Source organism: Rhodococcus sp. BS-15 (assembly GCF_000813105.1).
In the GTDB taxonomy this organism is placed as follows: domain Bacteria; phylum Actinomycetota; class Actinomycetes; order Mycobacteriales; family Mycobacteriaceae; genus Rhodococcoides.
Genome location: NZ_BAOX01000058.1, coordinates 1 through 22,052 on the forward strand (window position 1 = coordinate 1; position 22,052 = coordinate 22,052).

A 22,052-nucleotide genomic window follows, 5' to 3' on the forward strand; every position below is an offset into this window, starting at 1 on the left:
GCACTCAGCCACACCACTGCGCAGCACTCAGAACGCGGAACCGGTGGTCGGTAACTGGTAGCCCTGGAAGAAGTCGAACGGGACCACGTTCGGTGCCGGGTTCTGCAGCTGCGGTGCCGGTGCCTGTGGGAACAGCTCGGGGAGCTCGAACTGGTTCTGCCGGTCGTTTCGGTTGTCGTCGTACCGGGTGTGGTTGTCGCCCCGGTCCGTCCACAGCGGATCGGCCGACGCGGTACCGGTGACTGCTACCAGAGGAATGGCCACCAGAGCCCCGGTCACTGCTGCGCGGGTGAGAATCTTTCGGGTGTTCATGTGTTCCCTTTCGTCGTGGTTCCTACCTGCACGACGTTAGGTCCGGTGGATCGGTGCGCGTAAGGGGAAAGCGCTACCTCCCAGGAGATTACGAGCGTTCTGCCAAAGGTTGCTACCAGCGGTTTCGAGGTGTCGGTCCTGGTCGGATCGGTACCGGTGTTGTCAGGTTGTTGTCGAAGGGCTGGCAGTGCTCCCAGCCGGGGTCCCCCGCGGGACGGCCGACTCGGATTCGGCCACGACGGTCGATTCCCGCTCCGGCGTGGTGCTCTTGATGGCGAGGGCTGCGAGGACGACGACCGCGCATGCCAGGGCGCCTGCGAAGAAGGCTGCGGTGTAGACGATTTCGCGGGCGACTGCCGTTCCGTCGATGGTGAACATGGCGAGGACGGTGGACAGGGTGGCGCTCGCAATCGAGGTACCGACTGTCCGGACGATCGAGTTGACGCTGTTCGCCACCCCGGTGTCCGCTGCGCTGACCTCGGCCATGAGCAGGTTCGGCAGGGCAGCGAATGCGAGACTGACGAACATGTTGATGACGATGCCTGCGGTGATCAGCTGCCAGGTGTGATCGTGGGCGAGTGCGACGAAGACGAATCCGAACAACCCGATCACGGCTCCTGCGATCAGTACTCGGCGCGGCCCGAACGCCCGGATGAGGCGGCCACTGACGACGGCCGCGACTACTCCGACCGCTGCGCCGGGCAGCAGATAGACGACGCTCGCCTCGAGAACATTCGCGGTGAAGCCGTAGCCGGCCACAGCTCGTGGTGTCTGTACGAAGTACGAGCAGGCGAGGAAATTGACGAACATCCCGATACCGACGAACAGGGTGGCGACGTTGGTGGCGAGCAACGGTCCGTGGGTGAGCATGCGGGGTGCGACGAGTGGCTCGTCGGCGCGTTTCTCGAAGTTCCACCAGATGGCCCCCGCGACTACACCGACGACCGCGCAGCCGATGGTGGCAACCGAACCCCACCCCCAGGTGCGGCCCTGGGTCAGGGCGAGGAACAGCAGAAGCAGAGTCACCGCGAGCAGTGCAGCTCCCCACCAGTCGACGGTGCCGCCACTTGTTCTCGGGCGCGCCGGTACGCCGAACCAGGCAATCGCGAGCGCGACAACGACGAACGCAACAGTGAGCCAGAACACGCGGTGGTAGTCGGCACCGTTGGCCGTCAGCAGCCCGGTCAACACCAGTCCGAATCCGCCGCCGACGCCCAGTGTGCCGGACAGGACGGCCATCGAGCCGACGAGCTTACGAGGAGGCATCTCGTCACGGAGGACGGCAAGGGCGATGGGGAACAGTGCATAGGACACGCCCTGCAGGACCCGGCCGACGATCAGCCACAGCAACGAGTGGGTCAGCGCTGCGAGCAGAGATCCGGCGAGGACGACGGTGAGCACACCGATCAGCACCGGACGCTTACCGTGCAGGTCGGCGAGCCTACCGATGACCGGGGTGGCGATCACCGCCGCGAGGAGATTGGCCGTCAGTACCCATCCGGCGGCGGTGGTGCTGACCCCGAGTTGGGTGCCGATGGTCGAAACGATGGGGACCACCATCGTTTGCAGAACGGCGAGAGTCATGACGATGAAACAGAGTCCGGGCAGCAGTATGCGGCGGGAGGACATGAACGAACTACCTCGTTACGTATCGACTATGCGGTGGAACGAAAAACAAAATGATGAACGCATCTAAGTAACTATCGGAGATAGGTGTACCAGGGAAGTGAGCGGGGCCGCCACCACGGCAGGGCATCGACGCAGGCTCTACTACGGCCTACTGGGCTTTCCCAGAGCTTTCTGACGGAGTTCGCTGACGATCTCGTCGTTCCAGACGTGTTCGCGCACCAGGCGGTAGCGCTCCCGGCTCATCCACAGGTACGCCTCCGCGTCGGTGCGGTCCTCGAGGATCTCCGCTGCGCGCACCATGCGCACCACCGGTAGGTATTCCTCACCGAACCAACGCCGCGCGACGGTACCGCGGTCGACGAATTCCCCGACCTCCTGCATCAACCGGAAGCCCCACGCCTCCACCGATTCGCTCAGCTGGGCGTAATCGAACGGATCGGTCACCTGAACGGCCTCGCGTGCCTTGCCCACCAACGGGACACGACTGAGGAAGATGCGCCGGTGATCCTTGATCAGCAGGTCGCCGCGTCGGGTGATGCCCTCGGGGGAGATGCGCGTGATGATCTCGGTGACGACGGCGTCGATCGACGTCCGGTGCATCGCGAAGGCGATGGACACTCGGTGATGGCCGTCGACGACGAAGTGCATTCCGCCGATGCGATAGACCTGAATCGGCGGCATCGCCTCGCCGCGGCGTTGGGCGGCCGCGAGTCGCTGCCAGCGTTCGCGGATGCGCGCCGACGTCGGACGGAAGAAGCGGTCGAAATCGCGCGTGCGATCGACGCTTCCGACGATGGTGTCGACGCGAATGACCTGCAGGCCGAGGTGCCGCTCGCCCACCTTGCCGAGGGCGGCGACCACCTCGTCGAACGGCAGGATGGTGTTGACGTCGTCGGGTTGACGACGCAGCCACCCCACCAGACGTGCGACGTCGGCGCGTCGGCGCTGGCGGGTGAAGTCGTTCTCCGCATCGGCGGCCGGAAATCCGGTGTCACGTGCCATGTCTGCGCCTCACGATCTTCGGTGTCTCGAAATCCGGTCTCTCGCCGCCCGGTTCGATCTCGAGGAGGGTGTATCCGACGGTGTTGATCACCGTCGCGCCGTGCAGGGTCAGATCGTCCGGGGTGTGACCGTGCGGATGAATATGGCCGTGCAACAACAACTGTGGGGAGAGTCGACGCGTCACCTCGTCGAGGCAATCGAAGCCGATGTGCGCGGGGTCGGTGTCGTCGCCGACGCCGAGCGGTGGACTGTGGGTGAGCAGGATGTCGACGGGCCGAAGATCCTTGCGCACGTTGCGATGCCATGCGAACGTCCGGGTCAGGGTGCGTGATCGCCGTCGCTGCTGCCGTTGGGTCCACTGATTGGGACCACCGTTGTAGCGGATGGATCCGCCGAGACCGGCGATCCGCAATCCTGCCGCGGACACGATGCGACGGTCGACGTTGACGGCACCGACCGGTCCGGGCCAGGTTGCGGGCAGTCCGGCGCGCATCCACCTGCGCGCCCGGCCGAGTATCCGGTGAGGTCCGCGTCGTGATTGCCCGGCACGAAGACACAGGGTGCGTTCAACGCGTCGGTGAGGTACTCGAGGTAGTCGAACGGGAGGTCTCCCGCGCCGAGAATCAGGTCGACTCCGAGCGACTTCACCTGCGGACTCCACAGAGATTCGATCGTTTCGTCGGCAACTGCGAGAACGGAGACCACGGGTACGACGGTACCCACCTCGGGTGCGGTGGTACCTCCGAACGGACTTCTCGGGCATCGGTGGTGTTGGATGGGTCAGGTGAGCGACAGTGTCATTGCAGCGGTACGCGCACATCTGGTGACCGAGATCGGCGACGAGAGTCCGTCGTCGGCGTCGGTGACGTTCCTCGGCCTCGAGTCGCTGGACGTGCTGAGATTCGGCGCGGACTCCGACGTGGTCCGGTACGTCAGTCTCGGCTGTTCTCGTCACCCCATGGCCGATCCCAACGAACTCGTCGCCGATCCCTCGCGCGGCCCCCGAGCAGAACTGGTGCTCACTCTTCGCGGTGGGGCAGGCGTGGCGTCGGGCGTGCACAAGTCCCTGGCCGTGCTCGCTGCCTCTCCCGCGGTGGAGGGCGTCGTGCTCGTCGAGGATGCGCTGCTCGATCTGGGCGAGCCGCTGTGGACCAACGCGCCGTTCACCGCGGTGCTGCTCGGCGACAGCGACATCGCCACTCTGACGCTGCCCGAGCCCTACGATCCGGTTCGCTTTCTGGCTGCCGTGCCGTTGACCGGTACCGAGGCCGCATGGGTGCGGTTGCGCGGTGCTGCCGCCCTGCGTGAGGCCTGGGCCGAGGCCGGGATCGACGTGCGCGATCCGAATCGGTCCGCGGCCAGTCTCTGACGCCCACTCACTGCGCGTAGGACGCCAATTCCGGTTCGGCGGTGACGGAATCGTCGATCAGGTGCCGAGGTACCTGGGCCAGATACTTCAGTCCGGTGATCGCCGCACGCGCGTCGTAGCGCAAGTTCGGCATGGTGGTTGTGAAACACAGGTCATTCGAAATGCGTTCGCGTACAGCAGGTCCGTCGTGATCGAGCGCGTCGAGGACGAGATGAAAGGCGACGTTGTCACCGAGAATCGAGAAGTGTTCGACGGGCCGGAGCGGACAGACGTCCTGTACGGCGATGTTGGCCGCTCCGGCGAGGCTGCTGGCGTGCGGTTGCGGATAGATCAATTGGTCGAACTTCGTGTAGATCGAGGTGTAGCTCGGCCCGTCCGGCAACGGACGCGCCGCCAGCGCGGTGAGGAACTTCGATCCGGTGGCGATCTGCCAGTTCGCGGGCGGGCACTCCTGCGAGTCGTCGCATCCCGAGCGTGCCGAATCGGTGCCGTTGTACGGGGTGGCGAGCGAGATGACATCCGACACCAGCGCGGGCAGATCCGGCCAGAACGTCAATGCCCACAGCTCGTCCAGTGGACCGTGCTGGTGACCCATCATGACGACCTGGCGACCGCTGTCGGCGGCCATGGTGCGGAGCGCATGAACCACGTACTGGGCGGCGATCTGCAGGTCGCCGTACCCCTCGTCGGGGAGGGAGAGGCTGCACACCGGTATCCCTGCGGCGGGCAGTGACTGCAGATAGTTCCAGCCGAAGGACTGCTGATCGGTGGCGAAGGCCGGGGCGAGCAGGACCGGATCGCGGGTGGCGTCGTGCAGGTCGGTTGTGCATGTGAGGGCGTGGTCGAGGGCGGCGAGATCGACGGTCAGCACGGGACCCGGATCGAGGTTCGATCCTGCCGATGCGGTTCCCGGTACCAACGTGGACAGCACGGCGACGGCCGACGCCAGCACCAGTGAGCGGATTTTCATCGATCCCTTCCGGACGACAATGCAGGGCTTCTGCAGTCTCATCCGGCACGAACGGGTGGGCTCGTCACACGATGGCAGTCGGGGCAATCACCAACGACCACCCGAAACGATTGGACATCGTCCAATCGAGGGTGCGGCTCCTAGAGCCAGTCGTTCTTGTGGAACGTTCGCCACAGTCCGATGCACACGCACAACACGACCGCGACCACCAGGTGGTAGCCGTACGTCCAGTGCAACTCGGGCATGTTGTCGAAGTTCATCCCGTAGATGCCCGCGACCATCGTCGGCACGGCGGCGATCGCCACCCACGACGAGATCTTGCGCATGTCGAGGTTCTGCTGCATCGTCACGCGCGCCAGCGCGGCGTCGACCAGTGAGCTGAGCACCTCGTCGTACTCGGAGATGCGTTCGGCGACCGTCGTGTGATGGTCCTGTACGTCGCGCAGGTAGCGTCGCACCGCCTTGGGGACGCTCGGCTCCTGCACCAGCCGCGCCAACGGCGTCGACAGTGGTGTCACCGACCGGCGAAGCTCGACGACCTCCCGCTTGAGGAGGTAGATGTTCTCGATGGGTACGTGGTGGTGCGGCGAGAAGACCTCCTCCTCCATGCCGTCGACGTCTCGCTCGATCGAGTCGGTCACTGCGAGGTACTCGTCGACGACGTGGTCGGCCACGGCGTGCAGCACCGCCGACGGACCGAGTGCGAGCTGTTCGGGGTTCGCTTCGAGGCGCTGACGCACGCCTGCCAACCCCGAATGCTCCCCGTGCCGGACGGTGATGACGAAGTCACGGCCGACCATCACCATGATCTCGCCGCTCTCGACGATCTCGTTGGCGGTCGTCACCGACTCGTGCTCGACGTACTTCACCGTCCGCAGTACCAGGAACGCGACGTCGTCGTAGCGCTCGAGCTTGGGCCGCTGATGGGCGTGCACGGTGTCCTCGACCATCAGCTCGTGCAGGCCGTAACACTGGGCGATCGCGCTCATCTGTTGGTCGTCGGGTGCGTGCAGACCGACCCACACGAATCCTTGACCGCGGGCCCGCACCTCCGCGATGGCCGAGGTGTGGGTGAATCTGCCGGGTAGTCGAGCGCCGTCGACGTAGACCGCGCAGTCGACGATCGCGCGGGCCGTGGGCACCGGAATTCGCGGTGTCGGCTCGGGACCGACCTTGGCCGATCGTCGATGCAGTGACGGCAGCGACGGGCGTGGTGGAAGGGACGGCATGGCGGGCAATCGTACGCCAGCAAAACGACGAGAGAGTGGGCCTGGAACACTGTGCAGGTGCTCATCGATCTCCACACCCACTCGACGGCGTCCGACGGCACCGACAGCCCCGCCGAGCTGGTCCGCGCCGCAGCAGAGGCGGGACTGTCGGTGGTGGCTCTGACGGACCACGACACCACGTCGGGGTGGGACGAAGCGGCCTCCGCGCTGCCGTCCGGTCTCACGCTCGTGCGCGGCATGGAACTCTCCTGCACAGGGCGAGGCGAGGACGGCGAACCGGTTCCCGTGCACCTGCTCGCGTATCTGTTCGACCCCGCGAACGAGGCGTTCGCGAACGAGCGCGCTCGGTTGCGCGGTGAGCGGGTCACTCGATTGCGTGCCATCGCCGAGAAGATGGCGGCGGACGGTCTGCCCATCGACCCCGACGCAGTGCTTGCCTCGGCCGGTGCCGCGGCCGGGCGACCCCATCTGGGTCGCGCACTGATCGACGCCGGGTACGTCTCGGACATGAACGCCGCGTTCGCCGGTCCGTTGGCGACGAGCGGCAAGTACTACGTAGAGAAGGTCGACACCCCTCTCGAGGCCGCGGTGCAGATGATCGCCGCAGCAGGCGGGGTGAGCGTGCTCGCGCATGCCCGCGCCCGTGCTCGCGGCCGAATACTCGACCTGGATCAGGTTCGAGAGCTGGTGCCGTTGGGGCTCGGTGGGGTGGAGGTTCATCACATGGATCATTCGCCGGAGGACACCGCGGTGATGGCCGATCTCGCCGCGGAACTGGACCTGATCGTCACGGGATCCTCGGATTACCACGGCACCAACAAGACGGTGAAGCTGGGCGAATACATTACTGCCCCAGAGCAATACGACCGTCTGGTTGCGGCGGCACGGCCATGACATTCGACGTGACGCTCTACCTGACGGTGTTGATCACCCTGTTCGTCATCATGGACCCGCCGGGCGCGATCCCGGTGTTCCTGTCGTTGGTGGGCCGCAAGAGCAAAGAAGCACGCAACAAGGCGGCGTGGCAGGCCCCCGCGGTCTCCCTGACCGTCATCTCGGTGTTCGCGATCGGCGGCCAGGCGATCCTGAGCTACCTGCACATCGGCATTCCGGCACTGCAGGGCGCAGGTGGGTTGCTGTTGCTGCTCATCGCACTGTCGCTGCTCACCGGAAAGGGGGCGGGCGGCGACACCGCCGCGGAGGACGTCAACGTGGCACTCGTGCCGCTCGGGACTCCGCTCATGGCCGGCCCCGGTGCCATCGCCGCGGTGATCGTCTACGTCAGCCAGGCCGACGGTGACGCCGGTTCCTTTCTTGCAATTGCGTTGGGCATCATCACTATTCACGTTCTGTTCTTCCTGGTGCTGCGATTCTCGACGGCGCTGATCCGGCTCCTCGGCGAGGGCGGTATCTCGCTGTTGGCACGTATCGCCGGTCTGTTGCTCGCCGCCATCGCGGTGCAGTTGATCGCGGATTCGGTTCGCGGATTCGTGGCCGGCGGATGACCGGGGCGTCGTTCGGACTCCGGTTGCTGCGCGGGCTCAGCGGCATCGTCACCGCGGGGCTGGTGGTGCTCGCCATCGGCGTCGCCGTCACGCAGTATCTGGGCCACTCCCGCGGCTTCCCCCGGTCCCGGCGGTCTCTCGGTCGCCGCGCACATCGTCGCGGCGGTCGTTGCCGTGATCGCTCAGCGCATCACCGATCACCGTCGCGGATTCTCGGCAGTTCTCGGGGCGATCGTTGTCTTCGTCGCCACCGGCCTCGTCCTGTGGACACAATGGTGGCAGTGAGAATCAGTGCCGGTGGTTCCTGACTCTGTGGTCAGGTGGGGCGGCGATATGGCACACTGGAGCACCGACAGGGCTACAGCCCATCGCTGATCGTGCAGGCGCACCCGCCTCACATGCGAGACACGCTCTCGGCAGTTTGCAGCCAGCACTGGCGCACTCCGACGGCCCTCATTTCCACCACTCACTTCGTTGACATTTCGTCGCCTTGCTGGTCGAGGTCGACAGTGCGAGGAGCTTTCACCGTGACGGCAGTCGAAGACACCGCAGCAACACACACCGCACCGGCAGGGCAGGCGGCGATCACCGACGAGGAGATCTTCGCCGGGCATCTCGGCGGCAAGCTGTCGGTCGAGTTGGCAGCGCCACTCGACACGCAGCGCGATCTCTCGATCGCCTACACCCCCGGAGTGGCGCAGGTCAGCCGCGCCATCGCCGCCGATGCCTCGCTGGCCAAGCGCTACACCTGGACCGATCGCCTCGTCGCCGTCATCTCCGACGGTTCAGCAGTGCTCGGCCTGGGCGACATCGGCCCGCGTGCCTCCCTGCCGGTGATGGAGGGCAAGGCGGCACTGTTCAAGAAGTTCGCCGGCCTCGACTCCATCCCGATCGTGCTCGACACCAACGACGTCGACGAGATCGTCGAGACGATCGTGCGGATGCGGCACAGCTTCGGTGCGGTCAATCTCGAGGACATCTCGGCGCCGCGCTGTTTCGAGATCGAACGCCGCGTCATCGAGGCGCTCGAATGCCCGGTCATGCACGACGACCAGCACGGCACCGCCATCGTCGTCCTCGCCGCGCTCAACGGGGCCGCGAAGGTTCAGGGCCGCACCACCTCCGAACTGAAGGTCGTCATCTCCGGAGCCGGGGCAGCTGGTGTGGCGTGCGCGAACATGCTTCTCCTTGCCGGCATCCGGGACGTGGTGGTGTTGGACTCGAAGGGGATCGTCTCTTCCGATCGCCTGGATCTGACCAGCGTCAAGACCGATCTCGCTGCGCGCACCAACCCCCGGGCACTCGCTGGTGGAGCGGCCGACGCTCTGGCCGGAGCCGATGTGTTCCTCGGTCTGTCCGCGGGCAAGGTCGACGAGAGCTACATCGCGTCGATGGCCCCGGACTCCATCGTGTTCGCGCTGTCCAATCCGGATCCGGAGATCCATCCGGAGGTGGCGAGGAAGTACGCCGCCATCGTCGCGACCGGACGCAGCGACTTCCCGAACCAGATCAACAATGTTCTCGCCTTCCCCGGTGTGTTCAAGGGCGCGCTCGACGCAGGTGCCCGCCGCATCACCGAAGGCATGAAGCTCGCCGCTGCCGAGGCAATCCTCTCGGTTCTCGGCGACGAGTTGGCTGCGGACAAGATCGTGCCCAGCCCACTCGATCCTCGTGTCGCCCCGGCCGTTGCGGACGCAGTTGCGGCAGCAGCGCGAGCCGAGGGCGTCGCGTAGGAAAACGGAAAGAAGACACCGGCGAACCCGGCCCCACCCGGGCCTGCGGTTCGCCGGTGTCTTTCGTCGTGGGACGAGTCAGACTTTCGCGAGTCCGGTCGGCATCCGCCGCAGACGACCGGTTCCCGGAACGGACGTCCACACCGCGAGGGCGAGAAGGCCGTCGACGATCAGGGTCAGCAGAGCCACCAGGATCGCGCCGACGAGAACGCGGCCGTAGTCGTAGAGCGCGAGCCCGTCGAAGATGTAGCGGCCGAGCCCACCGAGGTTGACGTAGGCCGCGATGGTCGCGGTGGCGATGATCTGCAGGGTGGTGTTGCGGAGTCCGCCGAGGATCAAAGGTAGCGCGTTGGGGATCTCGACCCGAAACAGCACTTGGGTTTCGGTCATCCCCATGGCGCGGGCGGCGTCGACGACGTTGGCGTCGACGTTGGCGATGCCGGAGTACGTGCCGGCCAACAGCGGAGGAATGCCCAGCAGCACCAGTGCGATGATCGGGGGGACGAGACCCAATCCGATCACCAGAACCAGGAACACGAGGATGCCGAGGGTCGGCAGCGACCGGAGCGCGTTGACGAGTCCGACGATGAAGGCCTCGCCGCGGCGCAGGTGACCGATGAGCAGACCGACGGGAACCGCGACTGCAGCCGAGAGCAGCACTGCCAGCAGGCTGTACCACATGTGTTCGATCAGTCGTGCGCCGATTCCCGTTGGCCCGGCCCAGTTTCCGCCGTCGAGAATGTACGAGAACGCCTCGGTGAAGAGATTCATGCGCGTGCCTTCTTCTTCGACGAGCCCGTGCTCAGCCGCGTCCACGGAGTGAGTCGACGGCCCAGCAGGAACAGGGCCGCGTCGAAGATCAACGCAAGGAACACGATCGAGATGATGCCCGCGAAGATCTGGTCGGGATAGTCACGCTGGTAGCCCTGGGTGAACAGCTGGCCGAGGCCGCCGATGCCGATCACCGATCCCACCGAGACCAGCGAGATGTTCGTGACTGCCACGACTCTGATGTTCGCGATCAGTACCGGAAGCGCCAGTGGCAGTTCGACGGTCAGCGCTCGCCGCTGCGACGAGTAGCCCATCGCCTCGGCGGAATCGACCACGGCGAACGGCACCGAGTCGAGAGCCTCGGGAACCGCGCGCACCAGCAGCGCGGTCGAGTACACCGACAGGGCGATCACCACGTTCAACGGATCGAGTACCGGTAGACCGACCACTGCGGGGATGGTGACGAACAGGGCGAGCGAGGGAAGCGTGAACGCAATACTGGCCACCGTCAACGTGATTCGACGAACCCAGCGAGTGTTGCGAATGACGGTGCCCAGCGGGATGGCGATGAGCAACCCGACGAACAGCGGGACGAGCGAGAGATACAGGTGCGTCTTGGTGTAGCCGAGAACCACATCGAAGTTGTCCAACAGCCAGGTCACTGGTCGGAGTCCCCGCTGGAGAGGAAGTGGTGCCGGTTGCGCTCGGAGTCCTCCGACTTACGTTGCGCAGCCAAGTGTTCGAGGATCTCCGCACCGTCGACGCTACCCACGGCCGCCCCGGACGCATCGACCGCGACACCGATTCCCGACGGCGAGGAGATCGCCGCGTCGAGTGCCTGACGCAGATCGCCGCCCTCGAGGAACAGCGAGCCACCCGCCGCCGTGCTCTCGTCGATGCTCCGGCCGTCGCGCACCTTCTCGACTCCGGTCGCGTCGATCCACCCGAGCGGACGGCGCTGCTCGTCGACGACGAGAACCCACTGCCCCTGGTCCAGTCGGAGGCCGTGGATCTCGTCCTGCGTCGCCGTGTGGATCGGGTGCATGGTTACCGCCTGCGCCGACCTGAACGACAGCCCGCGGTAGCCGCGATCGCGGCCGACGAACGACGCCACGAACGACGTTGCCGGTGCGGCGAGTACGGTCTCCGGCTTGTCGTACTGCTGCAGTCGGCCCTGTGGTCCGAAGACCGCGATGCGATCGCCGAGCCGGACGGCCTCGTCGATGTCGTGGGTGACGAAGACGATCGTCTTCTTCAGATCGGCCTGCAATCGCAGCATCTCGATCTGCAGTTCTTCACGAACCACCGGGTCCACCGCACTGAAGGGCTCGTCCATCAACAGGATCGGCGGGTCGGCGGCCAGCGCCCGGGCCACACCCACCCGCTGTTGCTGCCCGCCGGACAGTTGCGCCGGGTAGCGCGAGGCGAATGCCGGGTCCAGGCCGACGCGCTCGAGGACGTCGAGCGCAGCCTTGCGTGCAGCGCGACGCGATTCGCCGTTCAGTACCGGCACCGTGGCGACGTTGTCGACGACGGTGCGGTGCGGCAACAACCCGGCACTCTGAATGACGTAGCCGATACCGCGGCGCAGCTTCACCGCGTCGGTGTCCGCGATGTTGCGACCGTCGACCGTGATCACGCCCGAGGTGGGCGTGATCATGCGATTGATCATCCGCATCGACGTGGTCTTGCCGCAGCCGGACGGCCCCACGAACACGGTGAACGAGTGGGGCTCGATCACCAGGTCCAGAGAGTCGACCGCGGTGGTGTTGTCGGGGTACGTCTTGTTGACGTGCTCGAAGGTGATCATCAGCTGACCGGCTGATCCAGACCCTTGTCCGCTACCCAATCCGCTGCTGCTGCCGCGGGTTCGACCTTCTCGTCACCGGAGACTCGCGTGTTCAGCGCGATCAACTCTTCGGTGGTGATCTGTGCCGAGACGGCGTCGAGCACCTGAGTGAGCTTGTCGGACTGCTTGGACGTGCGCAGCACCGGAATGATGTTCTGGGCCGCAAAGTTGTTCTCCGGGTCCTCGAGGACGACGAGATCGTTCTGTGCGATCGAAGGTGCGGTGGTGAAGATGTCGGCCGCGACGACCTGCCCGGAGACGAGCGCCTCCACCGTGGCCGGGCCGCCGCCGTCGGAGATCGGGATGTAGTTGCCGGGCGAGATGTCCAGGCCGTACTTGTCTCGCAGACCGGGCAGACCGCCGACGCGCTCCTGGAACTCCGGCGTACCGGCGAACGTCACCTCGGAGGAGAACGGGGCGAGATCGCCGATGGTGGTGAGGTTGCGCTCGGTGGCGGTCTGGCGAGTGACGACGACGGCGTCCTTGTCCTCGCCCGGTGCCTGCGCTGTCACGGTGAGGTCGTCGCCCAGTGCGGCGGGCAACGCAGCCAGGACGTCCTCGGAGGACGTGGCGGTCGCGGATTCGTCCAAGTACTGCAGCAGGTTTCCGGTGTAGTCGGGGATCAGGTCGATCGACCCGTCTCGCACTGCGGGAATGTAGGCCTCGCGGCTGCCGATGTTGAGCTTGGTGCTCACCTCGAAACCGTTGGCGCGCAGGGCCTCGGCGTAGATGTTCGCCACGGTCTCGGACTCGGGGAAGTTGGCCGAGCCGATGATGATGGAGTTGGTGTCGCTGTTGCTCTCGCCGCCACCGCTGGACAGTGGGTCCGAATTTCCGCCGCAGGCGGTCAGAGCGGTGACCGAGAGAGCGAGTGCGGCAACGGCTGCCACTGCCCTCGGAGCGGAGAACGCGCGCGTGATTCGGGAGGTGGTCATGGTGTCCTTCCATCGGTTCGGGCACAGTCCTACCCATCTCCTTCTCGACCCCACTCGCGCTGCGGGGGCATCGAAGGAACCAGGACTCGGGCTGCTCGGATGGTAGTCGAATTCAGCGTGCCCATAAGGTTGGTTCGACTACCGTCTCGTTCGCACTAGTGCCCCGCGGCCGAGATCGGTAAACCATCCGGGCGGTGAACAGGAGAAAATGACAGTGCGATCGTCGGTTCTGGCAGCGGCCCTGGTGATGTCGATCGCCGGACTGGTCGGCGGATGCAGTGCGGGCACGTCGGCCGACCCGGCTGCCGCGCCCGTCGTCGTCGGAGCAGGCAGCTCGGATCTTTCGCGTCTGCTCGCGCAGATCTACGCCGGGGGACTGCGGTCGACGGGAGCGAACGTCTCGGTCGAGGAAGACATGGGCGATCGGGCCGACTACCTCGCGGCGCTGGACCGCGGGGAGGTGACGATGGTTCCCGACCTGACCGGAGAGCTGCTGCGCACCTTCGACACTCTGTCCGCGGCAACCGAGGCCGAGGACGTCTACACAGAACTGAACCGATCACTGCCGGCCGGTCTGTCGGTGGGGGATTACGCCACCGCCGAGGATCGACTTGCCATCGCGGAGGCGTCGGGCAGTGAATCGGGCGACGAGACGGTGACCGAGTTCCTGGGGCGTGAGGAAAGAACCGTGGGAATCGTGGACGGCCAGGTCGATCCGATGGACGTCCTTGTGGAAGGCACGAGGAGCTCCACGTTCACGGGGGCGTCCTTCACCGATGTCACCCCGTATGCCGATGCGCAGTCCGCCGTCGACGGCTTGAACGCCGGGGAGGTCGACGTACTGGCGATTCGCACCGCGTCGTTCGGCCCGTTGGCGAAGGATCTGACCACGCTGCCCGACGACGACCATGTGTATCCGGCGCAGAACGTGGTTCCGCTCTACGCCAACGGAGTGCTCGACGAGAGTGCTCTGAGGTCGTTCTCGGTGGTGGCGGGGGAGCTGACGACTGCGGACCTCGCCGACATGATCGGCGAGGTCCGCAACGGCGTTCCGTCAGGCGAGGTCGCCGGCCGCTGGCTCGGTGAGCGCAACCTGTGACGCTGTGCCCGTCTGCGTTGCCCTGACCTTGCGCCCCAGGTACGAGCCATGTGCTGGACGGCCTGAGCCGCCTCCCGCAGGATCGACGCCTGTAGATGGGCCACGTGCCAGAGCTTCTTGTATTCCACGTGTTCGAGCTCCACGCCGGACAGTCGCAGCTTGTCCGCGAACGCGGTGATCTGCGCGTACAACACCTCGTCGGTGCCGACGTGCATGACGACCGGGGGCAATCCGTCCAGGTTTCCCAACAGTGGAGCAAAGCCCTGGTCCAGTGGATCGCCCGCGCCAGATAGGCGTCGGCCGAGCTGTACGACCAGCCGGTGTTGACCACGAGATCGCGGTCCTTCGCGGCGTCGCGCGCTCCGGGATCGACCCACGGCGAGATCAGGCCGAGGGCGGCCGGGCTGGTGCCGTCGTCCACCAGACGCCGGGCGGTGGCAACCGTCAACCCTCCACCTGCGGAATCGCCTGCAATGGCGATGCGGTCCGCAGTGAATCCGTGCAGTCGGACCAGCTCGCGGAACGCCGCCACGGCGTCGTCCAGACCTGCCGGGTACGGATTCTCCGGGGCCAACCGGTAGTCGAGCACGTAGACGGCGCTGGCCGATTCCCGGGCCAGATGCGCGGCCAGTGACCGATGCGTGTTGATCGAACCGATCGTGTACGCGCCGCCGTGCAGGTACAGAATCGCGGTGTCACGTTCGGTCGCCCCGACGGTGATGCGCTCTGCTCGACGCCCGGCGAGCGTCAACTTCTGCGCGACGGTTCCGTGGGGGAGCGTCTGCAGCGGAGCCCCGGCTTCGAGGATCAGCCGCTGCGTGCGAAACGAGAAGCGCGAATTCAGCGCGACGCGATAGAACGGCTTCAACGCGGCCGCGACGATCGGCAGCGGAATGTAGAACGACTTCACCGACGGTCCCCTTCTACTTCTTCGTGCGTGGCATCGCCCGCTTGGACACCATGGCGACCAAGCCTGGTACCGCGAACCGGTGATGCGCTGCAGCAGATCGAGCGCGATGGCGTCGGACCCGATCAGTACCCGGCCCTTGCCCTTCTCGACGCCCTTGAGGATGGTCTTGGCCGCGTCGATCGGGGTGGTCTTGGCCAGCTTGGCGTCGAAGAATTTCGCAACGTCGGCCTGGTCGAAGTTCTCGGCGACGGTGGCGTTGCGGGCGATGGCGGTCTTGATGCCACCGGGGTGCACCACGGTCACCTTCACCGGTGCCTTCGAGATCAGCATCTCCATGCGCAGCGATTCGCTGAACCCTCGGACGGCGAACTTCGCGGCGTTGTACGCGGACTGCGACGGCATGGCCAGCAAGCCGAAGAGGCTGGAGATGTTGATGATGTGGCCGTCGCCGGAGGCCTGGATGTGCGGCAGAAATGCTTGGTGCCGTTGACGACTCCCCAGAAATCGACGTCGACGATGCGCTCGATGTCCTTGAACGATGACTTCTCGACGTCACCGTGGTACGCGATGCCTGCGTTGTTGTAGATCTGGTTGACCTTGCCGAAATGCGCGACGACGGCCTCGGCGTAGTCCAGCACGGTCTCGCGCTGGGAGACATCCAAGAAATCCGATTTGACCTCGGCACCCAGCGCCTCGACCCGTCGAACGGTCTCGTCGAGTCCGGCGGTGTCGACGTCGGACAGTGCCAACTTCGCTCCGCGTCCGGCCAGCTCGAGGGCCAACGCGCGGCCGATTCCCGAGCCCGCGCCGGTGACGACGGCCACCTTGCCTGTGAATGTGCTCATCGTGCGGACACCTTGTCTGTGTTGTTGCCGGCGGAGTTGTTCGCCGACGATCCGGAGGGCAGGTCTGCGGTAGCGACGCTACGGTACGCATCGAGATCGAAGTTCCTGGTGATTCTGCGGAACTCGAAGGTGAAGCCCGGCCACAGCGTCGTGTTGTTGCCGTGCTTGTCGAGGTACCAGCTGGCGCACCCGCCGTTCATCCAGACGCTCTTGGCGAGCTGGTCCTGCAGCGTCACGTTGTACTCGTCCTGGACGTCCTTGCGCACCTCGATGGTGCCGATGTCGTGCTTGTCGATGGTGTTCAACGCGTCGACCAGGTAGTTGATCTGCGACTCGATCATGAACACCATCGAGGTGTGGCCCAGGCCGGTGTTGGGGCCCACCAGGAAGAACATGTTGGGGAAGTTCGCGACCGCCGCACCCTTGTAACCCTGCTGTCCGCCGTCCTCGAAGGTTTCGGCCAGTGTGCGGCCGTCCTTGCCGGTGATGCCGTGGTACGCGGGGGAGTCGGTGACGTGGAAGCCGGTGGCGACGACGAGCGCATCGATCGGGCGTTCGGTGCCGTCCTTGGTGACGATGGAGCCCTCGCGGACCTCGGCGATGCCGTCGGTGACGAGGTCGACGTTGCTCTTGGCCAACGCCGGGTAGTACGCGTTCGAGATCAGCATGCGCTTGCAGCCGATGCGGAAGTTCGGGGTGACCTTGGCGCGCAGGGCCTTGTCCTTGATCTGGGTGCGCAGGTGGTTCTCCGACGCCCACTGCAGCGGCTTCATGAAGGCCGGAGCCTTGGCCAGTCCGACGACCTGGGTCTCGCGCATCGCATAGATGCCGCTACGTGAGAGGCGCTGGAATCCGGGAACGTGCTTGAAGGCGAAGCGCTCGAGCTTGGTGTACGGACGGTCGGCGCGGGGAAGGATCCACGGCGCGGTGCGCTGGTACACGTCCAGGTGTTCCACCTGGCCCGCGATGGCGGGCACGATTTGGATCGCCGACGCGCCGGTACCGATGACGGCGACGCGCTTGCCGGCGAGCGAGACGTCGTGATTCCACTGAGCCGAGTGGAAGACGTCGCCCTTGAAGTCGTGAATTCCCTTGATGTCGGGCAGGTTCGGCTCACACAGCGCGCCGACGGCCGAGACGACGATCTTGGCGGTGTAGTTGCCGGTGGTGGTCTCGACGTCCCAGCGGCTCGTCTCGGCGTTCCAGCGAGCCGAGGTCACATCCGTACCGAACACGTGCTTGTCCATGACGCCGTACTTACGCGCCACCCCGGCGATGTACTTCTGGATCTCGGGCTGCGTGGAGAACGAGCGCGTCCAGTCCGGGTTCAGCGCGAACGAGTAGGAGTACAGGTGCGACGGCACGTCGCAGGCGGCACCGGGGTAGGTGTTGTCGCGCCAGGTGCCGCCGACGTCGTGGCCGCGTTCGAGCACGACGAAGTCCTTCTTGCCTGCTTTCGTCAGCTTGATCGCGGCGCCGAGGCCGGCGAATCCGCTGCCGATGATCAGCGTATCGACGTGACGCGGCGTCGTTGCACGGTCCGAAGTATCTGTTACGGGAAGACTCATGTAGGGGAGCGTAGAAGCTTATTGAGTGTGAGTCAATAGTTATTGACTAACATTCAGTAGGGTGGTTGCATGGCGTTCGTGAACAGCCCCGCCGCATCGACCACGAAGAGGACCAGACTCAGTCCGCAGCAACGACGAGCGCAACTGATCGAGCTCGGCACCGAGATGCTCGCCGACCGCCCCCTCGAACAGATCTCCGTCGAGGACATCGCAGACCAAGCAGGTGTCTCCCGAGGCCTTCTGTTCCACTACTTCGCCTCCAAGCAGGAGTTTCACCTCGAAATCGTGCGTGAATCCTCGCGCGTCATGCTAGAACGCACCGCACCCGATCCTTCGCTGCCACCGTACGAGATTCTGCGCGATTCCATCGCGAACTACGTCGATTACGTCACCGACAAGCGGCAGATGTACGTCTCCCTCCTGCGCGGCACCCCCAGCGGCGACCCGCAGATGCGCGCGGTGTTCGAGGACACCCGTTCCGCCATGGCCGACCGAACGCTGGCGCAACTCGGGGGAATCGACATCGAGGTCACCCCCACCATCGTGTTGGCCGTCCGCGGCTGGATCGCATTCGTCGAGGAAACGACCATCAACTGGCTCACCGCGCCGGAGCTGGGCCGCGACGAACTGATCGACCTCAACGTCAACGCCCTCCCCGCTGTCGCCCTGGCGCCGGGAATGATCACCGCACTCCTGGGAACGAACCCCGATACCGACGCGGACGCCTGATCCCGCCCCCGTTGGGATCAATGTCCCTTTGTTGCACTCTGAATGACTGAATCTCACATTGATCCGAACCTGGCGGGGGCGGAACGGGTGAGCCCAGAAACGACAACAGCGGCCCATCCCCGAGGGAGTGGGCCGCTGTCGCTATCGAACTACTTGTCTAGCCTTCGCCGACTGCGTTGAAGGCCTCGTCGATGATTTCGAGCTGCTCGACGGCGTGCACCTTGCTCGATCCCGATGACGGGGCGGACATTGCGCGACGCGAGATGCGCTTGATGCCGACCAGCTTCTCGGGCATGAGCTCGGGCAGTGCGAGACCGAAGAACGGCCAGGCACCCTGGTTCGCAGGCTCTTCCTGAACCCAACGGAACTCGGTGGCGTTCGGGTAGCTCTCGAGGGCTTCCCTGATGCGACGGACCGGCACGGGGTAGAGCTGCTCGACGCGAACGATCGCGACGTCGTCGCGGTTGTCCTTCTGCTTGCGAGCGAGCAGTTCGTAGTAGAGCTTGCCGCTGACCATCAGCACGCGCTTGACCGCATTGCGGTCTCCGGTGCCGGTGTCATAGGTGGGCTCGTCGAACACCGAGTGGAACTTGCCGTCGGTGAAGTCCTCGATGTTGCTCACTGCTGCCTTGTTGCGCAGCATCGACTTCGGGGTGAAGACGATCAGCGGGCGACGGATACCGTCACGCGCGTGCCTGCGCAGCAGGTGGAAGTAGTTCGCGGGGGTCGAGGGGAGTGCGACGGTCATCGAGCCTTCGGCGCACAGCGTCAGGAAGCGTTCGATGCGTCCGGACGTGTGGTCGGGACCCTGGCCTTCGTGGCCGTGCGGCAGCAGCAGCACGACGTCGGAGAGCTGACCCCACTTGGCTTCACCGGACGAGATGAACTCGTCGATGATGGACTGTGCGCCGTTGACGAAGTCGCCGAACTGCGCTTCCCACATCACCAGTGCGTCCGGGTTGCCCACGGAGTAGCCGTACTCGAAGCCGACGGCTGCGAACTCGCTGAGCGCGGAGTCGTAGACCATGAACTTGCCGGGGTTGTCGCTGCCGATGTTCTGCAGCGGCGTGTACTCGGCACCGGTCTTGCGGTCGATGATCACCGAGTGACGCTGGGTGAACGTGCCGCGGCGGGTGTCCTGGCCGGAGAAGCGGATGTTGCGCCCCTCGTCGACCAATGATCCGAGCGCCAACAGCTCGCCGAATGCCCAGTCGACCTTGCCCTCGTGTGCCATCTCGCGACGCTTCTCGAGCACCGGCTTGACGCGCGGGTGCACGTTGAAGCCGTCGGGAACGTCGAGGTGCGCATCGCCGATACGGTGCAGCACGGCCTTGTCGACGGCCGTGGTGAGCTTGGCAGGCAACTGCTGGTCGAGTTCGACCGATTCGCTGGGCTCCGGGGTGTACTTCTCGAGTTCGCGTACCTCGTTGAAGACGCGTTCGAGCTGACCCTGGTAGTCGCGGAGCGCGTCCTCGGCTTCCTTGAGCGAGATGTCTCCACGGCCGATGAGCGATTCGGTGTAGCTCTTGCGGACGCTGCGCTTGGTGTCGATCACGTCGTACATCGCCGGCTGCGTCATCGAGGGGTCGTCGCCCTCGTTGTGGCCGCGACGGCGGTAGCAGATCATGTCGATGACGACGTCCTTGTGGAACTTCTGACGGAAGTCCACCGCCAGCTGAGCCACCCAGGCACACGCCTCGGGGTCGTCGCCGTTGACGTGGAAGATCGGTGCGGCAATCATCTTCGCCACATCGGTGCAGTACTCGGACGAACGCGAGAACTCCGGTGAGGTGGTGAAGCCGACCTGGTTGTTGACGACGATGTGCACGGTGCCGCCGGTGCGGTAGCCCCGCAGATCGGACAGGTTCAGCGTCTCGGCGACGACGCCCTGGCCTGCGAATGCCGCGTCTCCGTGCAGCATCAGCGGCAGAACGGAGTAACCGCCCTGGCCGGTGCCCTTGTCCAGCAGGTCCTGCTTGGCACGGACGAGGCCTTCGAGAACGGGGTCGACGGCTTCGAGGTGCGACGGGTTCGCGGTGAGCGAGACCTTGATGTCGTTCTCGCCGAACATCTGGATGTACGTGCCCTCGGCACCGAGGTGGTACTTCACGTCGCCGGAGCCGTGTGCGGCGGCCGGGTTCATGTTGCCCTCGAACTCGGTGAAGATCTTCGAGTACGGCTTGCCGACGATGTTGGCGAGCACGTTGAGCCGTCCACGGTGGGGCATGCCGATGACGACCTCGTCGAGGGCGTACTCGGCGCTCTGGTCGATGACCGAATCCATCATCGGGATGACCGACTCGGCACCTTCGAGCGAGAAGCGCTTCTGCCCGACGTACTTGGTCTGCAGGAACGTCTCGAACGCCTCGGCTGCGTTGAGCTTGCTGAGGATGTACTTCTGTTGCGCCACAGTCGGTTTGACGTGCTTGGCCTCGACGCGCTCCTGCAACCAGGTGACCTGCTCGGTCTCGAGGATGTGGGTGTACTCGACGCCCACGTGGCGGCAGTACGAGTCGCGCAGAACGCTGAGCACGTCCCGCAGCTTCATCTTGTCCTTGCCGTGGAATCCGCCGACCTTGAATTCGCGGTCGAGATCCCACAGCGTGAGGTCGTGGCTGATCACGTCGAGGTCCGGGTGCATCCGGAACTTGTCCTTGGTGAACTGCAACGGATCGGTGTCGGCCATCAGGTGACCGCGGTTGCGGTACGCCGCGATGAGCTCGAGCACGCGGGTGTTCTTGTCGACCGTGCCCTCGGGCAAATCCTTGCGCCAGCGAATGGGCTCGTAGGGGATCTTCAGCGAGTGGAACAGCTCGTCGTAGAACTCGTCGCTGATCAGCAGGTTGTGGATCGTCTTGAGGAAGTCGCCCGACTCCGCACCCTGAATGATGCGGTGGTCGTACGTCGAGGTCAGCGTCATGAGCTTGCCGACGCCGAACTCGGCGAGACGCTCGTCGCTGGCTCCCTGGAACTCCGCCGGGTATTCCATGGCACCTGCACCGATGATGGCTCCCTGGCCGTTCATCAGACGCGGCACCGAGTGCACGGTTCCGATTCCACCCGGGTTGGTCAGCGAGATGGTGACGCCCTGGAAGTCCTCACCGGTGAGCTTGCCGTCGCGAGCGCGACGCACGATGTCCTCGTACGCGTTGTAGAACTGCGTGAACGTGAAGTCCTGCGTGTTCTTGATGGCAGCAACGACGAGGGAACGGTTGCCGTCCTTGCCGGGCAGGTCGATCGCGAGACCGAGGTTGATCGCTGCCGGAGTGACGGCGTTCGGCTTGCCGTCGACCTCGGCGAAGTGGCGGTTCATGTTCGGGAACGCCTTGACGGCCTGCACGATGGCATAGCCGAGCAGGTGTGTGAACGAGATCTTGCCGCCGCGGGTGCGAGCGAGATGGTTGTTGATCACGAGGCGGTTGTCGACCATGAGCTTGGCCGGGATCGCACGCACACTGGTCGCGGTCGGAATCTGCAACGAGGCGGACATGTTCTTCGCCACCGCGGCAGCAGCGCCGCGCAGAATCTTGCTCGACTCTTCACCGAACTCGGCTGCGGCGGGCTTTGCGGGAGCGGACTTGGCCGGTGCTGCCTTCT

At 65.2% G+C, this 22,052-nt stretch carries 17 protein-coding genes and 3 pseudogenes; 6 read left to right on the forward strand and 14 right to left on the reverse strand.

Features of this window, described 5'->3' with window-relative positions; all coding sequences use genetic code 11:
• Window positions 1-27 precede the first annotated feature (27 nt).
• The 4 genes and pseudogenes from RHBS_RS09745 to RHBS_RS09760 form a co-directional block, all read right to left on the reverse strand.
• A complete protein-coding gene (locus RHBS_RS09745; RefSeq protein WP_121873248.1) occupies window positions 28-312 on the reverse strand; it encodes a hypothetical protein in 285 nt (94 codons plus the stop codon).
• A 162-nt stretch (window positions 313-474) separates the two neighbouring features.
• Window positions 475-1,941, reverse strand: a complete 1,467-nt coding sequence (locus tag RHBS_RS09750; RefSeq protein WP_121873247.1) for an MFS transporter — start codon at window positions 1,939-1,941, stop codon at window positions 475-477.
• 141 nt (window positions 1,942-2,082) lie between these two features.
• Window positions 2,083-2,943 carry a chromosome partitioning protein ParB gene (locus RHBS_RS09755; RefSeq protein ID WP_121873246.1) on the reverse strand — a complete coding sequence of 287 codons (861 nt, stop codon included), beginning with the start codon at window positions 2,941-2,943 and terminating at the stop codon, window positions 2,083-2,085.
• A pseudogene (locus RHBS_RS09760) lies at window positions 2,933-3,648 on the reverse strand (metallophosphoesterase). Before RHBS_RS09760 ends, RHBS_RS09755 begins: the two are co-directional and overlap by 11 nt.
• 70 nt (window positions 3,649-3,718) lie before the next feature.
• Between RHBS_RS09760 and RHBS_RS09765 the strand changes: the two are divergent.
• The gene (locus RHBS_RS09765) at window positions 3,719-4,312 is read left to right on the forward strand and encodes a suppressor of fused domain protein (protein WP_121873245.1); all 594 of its coding nucleotides are present in this window, start codon (window positions 3,719-3,721) and stop codon (window positions 4,310-4,312) included.
• A gap of 7 nt (window positions 4,313-4,319) precedes the next feature.
• Here the strand turns inward: RHBS_RS09765 and RHBS_RS09770 are convergent, their stop codons facing one another.
• Complete coding sequence (locus tag RHBS_RS09770) at window positions 4,320-5,282, reverse strand: lipase (RefSeq protein ID WP_121873574.1); 963 nt, start codon at window positions 5,280-5,282, stop codon at window positions 4,320-4,322.
• Between the two features lie 140 nt (window positions 5,283-5,422).
• A complete protein-coding gene (locus RHBS_RS09775) occupies window positions 5,423-6,511 on the reverse strand; it encodes a magnesium and cobalt transport protein CorA (protein ID WP_183130510.1) in 1,089 nt (362 codons plus the stop codon).
• Between the two features lie 57 nt (window positions 6,512-6,568).
• Here RHBS_RS09775 and RHBS_RS09780 point away from each other — a divergent pair, with 57 nt between their 5' ends.
• The 3 genes from RHBS_RS09780 to RHBS_RS09795 all read left to right on the forward strand — a co-directional run bounded on the left by RHBS_RS09780 (window position 6,569) and on the right by RHBS_RS09795 (window position 9,749).
• On the forward strand, window positions 6,569-7,405 hold the full coding sequence (locus RHBS_RS09780; RefSeq protein WP_121873243.1) for a PHP domain-containing protein: 837 nt from the start codon (window positions 6,569-6,571) through the stop codon (window positions 7,403-7,405).
• The gene (locus RHBS_RS09785) at window positions 7,402-8,016 is read left to right on the forward strand and encodes a MarC family protein (RefSeq protein ID WP_121873242.1); all 615 of its coding nucleotides are present in this window, start codon (window positions 7,402-7,404) and stop codon (window positions 8,014-8,016) included. The genes RHBS_RS09780 and RHBS_RS09785 overlap by 4 nt, the downstream gene beginning before the upstream one ends.
• 527 nt (window positions 8,017-8,543) lie before the next feature.
• On the forward strand, window positions 8,544-9,749 hold the full coding sequence (locus RHBS_RS09795) for an NADP-dependent malic enzyme (RefSeq protein WP_187298432.1): 1,206 nt from the start codon (window positions 8,544-8,546) through the stop codon (window positions 9,747-9,749).
• Between the two features lie 78 nt (window positions 9,750-9,827).
• On the opposite strand, the gene RHBS_RS09800 is transcribed toward RHBS_RS09795, so the two are convergent.
• From RHBS_RS09800 to RHBS_RS09815, 4 genes are read right to left on the reverse strand one after another with little or no spacing between them, the layout of a single operon-like run.
• The gene (locus RHBS_RS09800; protein WP_121873240.1) at window positions 9,828-10,520 is read right to left on the reverse strand and encodes an ABC transporter permease; all 693 of its coding nucleotides are present in this window, start codon (window positions 10,518-10,520) and stop codon (window positions 9,828-9,830) included.
• Window positions 10,517-11,182 carry an ABC transporter permease gene (locus RHBS_RS09805; protein WP_121873239.1) on the reverse strand — a complete coding sequence of 222 codons (666 nt, stop codon included), beginning with the start codon at window positions 11,180-11,182 and terminating at the stop codon, window positions 10,517-10,519. The genes RHBS_RS09800 and RHBS_RS09805 overlap by 4 nt, the downstream gene beginning before the upstream one ends.
• Window positions 11,179-12,330: an ABC transporter ATP-binding protein gene (locus RHBS_RS09810; RefSeq protein ID WP_121873238.1), complete on the reverse strand. Its 1,152-nt coding sequence runs from the start codon at window positions 12,328-12,330 to the stop codon at window positions 11,179-11,181. The genes RHBS_RS09805 and RHBS_RS09810 overlap by 4 nt, the downstream gene beginning before the upstream one ends.
• The gene (locus tag RHBS_RS09815) at window positions 12,330-13,304 is read right to left on the reverse strand and encodes an ABC transporter substrate-binding protein (protein WP_121873237.1); all 975 of its coding nucleotides are present in this window, start codon (window positions 13,302-13,304) and stop codon (window positions 12,330-12,332) included. Before RHBS_RS09815 ends, RHBS_RS09810 begins: the two co-directional genes overlap by 1 nt.
• A 208-nt stretch (window positions 13,305-13,512) precedes the next feature.
• Between RHBS_RS09815 and RHBS_RS09820 the strand changes: the two genes are divergently transcribed.
• Window positions 13,513-14,403, forward strand: a complete 891-nt coding sequence (locus RHBS_RS09820; RefSeq protein ID WP_121873236.1) for a glycine betaine ABC transporter substrate-binding protein — start codon at window positions 13,513-13,515, stop codon at window positions 14,401-14,403.
• A gap of 26 nt (window positions 14,404-14,429) precedes the next feature.
• On the opposite strand, the pseudogene RHBS_RS09825 reads toward RHBS_RS09820, so the two are convergent.
• The 3 genes and pseudogenes from RHBS_RS09825 to RHBS_RS09835 all read right to left on the reverse strand — a co-directional run.
• A pseudogene (locus tag RHBS_RS09825) lies at window positions 14,430-15,313 on the reverse strand (alpha/beta hydrolase); the annotation flags it as partial.
• 13 nt (window positions 15,314-15,326) lie between these two features.
• Window positions 15,327-16,158, reverse strand: a pseudogene (locus RHBS_RS09830) (SDR family NAD(P)-dependent oxidoreductase).
• Window positions 16,155-17,726: an NAD(P)/FAD-dependent oxidoreductase gene (locus tag RHBS_RS09835; RefSeq protein WP_121873233.1), complete on the reverse strand. Its 1,572-nt coding sequence runs from the start codon at window positions 17,724-17,726 to the stop codon at window positions 16,155-16,157. The pseudogene RHBS_RS09830 and the gene RHBS_RS09835 overlap by 4 nt, the downstream one beginning before the upstream one ends.
• 69 nt (window positions 17,727-17,795) lie before the next feature.
• On the opposite strand from RHBS_RS09835, the gene RHBS_RS09840 reads away from it, so the two are divergent.
• A complete protein-coding gene (locus tag RHBS_RS09840; RefSeq protein WP_121873232.1) occupies window positions 17,796-18,455 on the forward strand; it encodes a TetR/AcrR family transcriptional regulator in 660 nt (219 codons plus the stop codon).
• Window positions 18,456-18,612: 157 nt separating this feature from the next.
• Here the strand turns inward: RHBS_RS09840 and RHBS_RS09845 are convergent.
• Window positions 18,613-22,052, reverse strand: a 3,440-nt coding sequence (locus tag RHBS_RS09845; protein ID WP_128645472.1) for a multifunctional oxoglutarate decarboxylase/oxoglutarate dehydrogenase thiamine pyrophosphate-binding subunit/dihydrolipoyllysine-residue succinyltransferase subunit, incomplete at its 5' end; no start/stop codon positions are given.